The organism is Acrocarpospora sp. B8E8 (genome assembly GCF_039871605.1).
Taxonomy (GTDB): domain Bacteria; phylum Actinomycetota; class Actinomycetes; order Streptosporangiales; family Streptosporangiaceae; genus Acrocarpospora; species Acrocarpospora macrocephala.
Genome location: NZ_JBDPLV010000177.1, coordinates 1 through 2,222, shown reverse-complemented (window position 1 = coordinate 2,222; position 2,222 = coordinate 1). Strand labels below are relative to the sequence as shown.

Genomic DNA, 2,222 nt, shown 5'->3' with positions numbered 1-2,222 from the left:
TCGAGGCGGGCCACCGGCACTCGGAAGGGGGAGCAGGACACGTAGTCGAGTCCGGCTTCGTGGAAGAAGCGCACCGAGCCGGGGTCGCCGCCGTGCTCGCCGCAGACGCCGATCCGCAGGTCAGGCCGGGCCTGGCGGCCCTCCTTGACCGCGATCGACACCAGCCGGCCGACGCCGCGGCGGTCGATGGTCTCGAACGGCGAGGCGTCGATGACGCCCAGGCGCAGGTAGGCCGGGAAGATCGGCCCTTCCACGTCGTCGCGGGAGAAACCCCAGGCCATCTGGGTCAGGTCGTTGGTGCCGAAGGAGAAGAACTCGGCCGGTCCCGCGATGTCGCCGGCGGTCAGTGCCGCGCGTGGCACCTCGATCATGGTTCCGATGGGGATGCGCGGGATGCCGGGGACGCCGGCCAGGACACGTTCCGCGTCGGCGCGTACGAGGTGGAGTTCGCGGACGTCGCCGACGAGCGGCACCATGATCTCCGGTCGGGGGTCGCCGCCGGCGGCGACCCGTTCGGCGGCGGCCTCGGCGATCGCGCGGACCTGCATGGCGAACAGCCCGGGCACCAGCAGGCCGAGGCGGACGCCGCGCAGGCCGAGCATCGGGTTGCTCTCGTGCATCCGGCGGACCGCCGCCAGCAGTTTCCTGTCGTGTTCGGTGGTCGCGCCGAGCAGGTCCTCCAGCGCGGGCAGGAACTCGTGCAGCGGCGGGTCGATCAGCCGGATGGTCACCGGCAGGCCGTCCATGGCCGCCAGGATGCGGGTGAAGTCGGCCCGCTGGAGCGGGAGCAGCGCCTCCAGCGCCTCCTGGACCTCCTGCGCGCCCTCGGCGAGGATCAGCCGCTCCACCAGCGCGCGCCGCTCGCCCAGGAACATGTGCTCGGTACGGCACAGGCCGATCCCGGCGGCGCCGAACCGGCGAGCACGGGCGGCGTCCTCGGGGGTGTCGGCGTTGGCGTACACGCCGAGCCGGCGGACGGCGTCGGCGTGCGCGACCAGCCGGTGCACCGCCGCGACCAGCGGGCCTGAGCCCGCGTCCAGCTCGCCCTCGAAATACTGGACGACGGGGGACGGGCGCACGGGCAGCTCGCCCAGGTAGACCTTGCCGGTGGTGCCGTCGATCGAGATGAGGTCGCCTTCGCGGACGGTCACGCCACCGGCGCGGAACTGGGGGCGCTCCTCGTCGATCTCGATGGCGGTGCCGCAGACGCAGGTGCGTCCCATGCCGCGGGCGACGACGGCCGCGTGCGAGGTCTTGCCGCCCCTGCTGGTGAGGATGCCGCGCGCGGCCAGCATGCCCGGCAGGTCGTCGGGATTGGTCTCGCGCCGGACCAGGATGACCGGCTCGCTCGCTTGGGTGGCGCGGCGGGAGTCGAAGACGGCCCGGCCGCAGGAGGCTCCGGGTGCGGCGGCCACGCCGGTCACGATCGGCTCCGGGTCGCCCGCCAGGTCGAAGCGGGGGAACATGAGCTGGGCGAGCTTGGCGCCGTCGACGCGGCGCAGCGCCTCGTCCAGGTCGATGACGCCTTCGTCGACGAGCTGGGCGGCGATGGTGAAGGCCGCGGCCGCGGTGCGCTTGCCGACGCGGGTCTGCAGCATCCACAGCCGGCCCTCCTGGATGGTGAACTCGATGTCGCACAGGTCGCGGTAGCGCTGCTCCAGTACCCGCATGGCGGCGGTCAGCTGGTCGAAGCTCGGCGGGTCCAGGTGCGCCAGCTCCTGCAGGGGCAGGGCGTCGCGGCTGCCGGAGACGACGTCCTCGCCCTGGGCGTTGGGCAGGTAGTCGCCGTAGCGGCCGCGGGCGCCGGTCGCCGGGTCGCGGGTGAAGGCGACGCCCGTCCCGGACCTCGGGCCCCGGTTGCCGTACACCATGGCCATGATGTTGACGGCGGTGCCCAGATCGTCGGGGATGTGCTCGGCGCGGCGGTAGAGGCGGGCGCGTTCGGTGTTCCAGGAGCGGAGGACGGCCAGGACGGCGCCCTTGAGCTGCGCGGCCGGGTCTTGGGGGAACGGCTTGCCCGTGTGGTCCTGGAAGATCTGCTTGTACTCCTCGACCAGGTCGCGGAGGCCGGCCGGGTCGAGCTCCGGGTCGGTCCGTACGCCGGCCGCACGGCGATGAGCCGCGAGCGCTCGCTCGAAGAGGTCGTGCGGGACGCCCTCGACCGTGGCGCCGTACATGGAGATGAGCCTGCGGTAGCAGTCCCAGGCGAAGCGGTCGTCGCC

Annotated in this window: 1 protein-coding gene; it reads right to left on the bottom strand. The window is 73.3% G+C overall.

The features are described from left to right. Positions 1-2,222, bottom strand: a 2,222-nt coding sequence (gene ppdK, locus ABGB08_RS54400) for a pyruvate, phosphate dikinase (RefSeq protein ID WP_347608409.1), incomplete at both ends; no start/stop codon positions are given.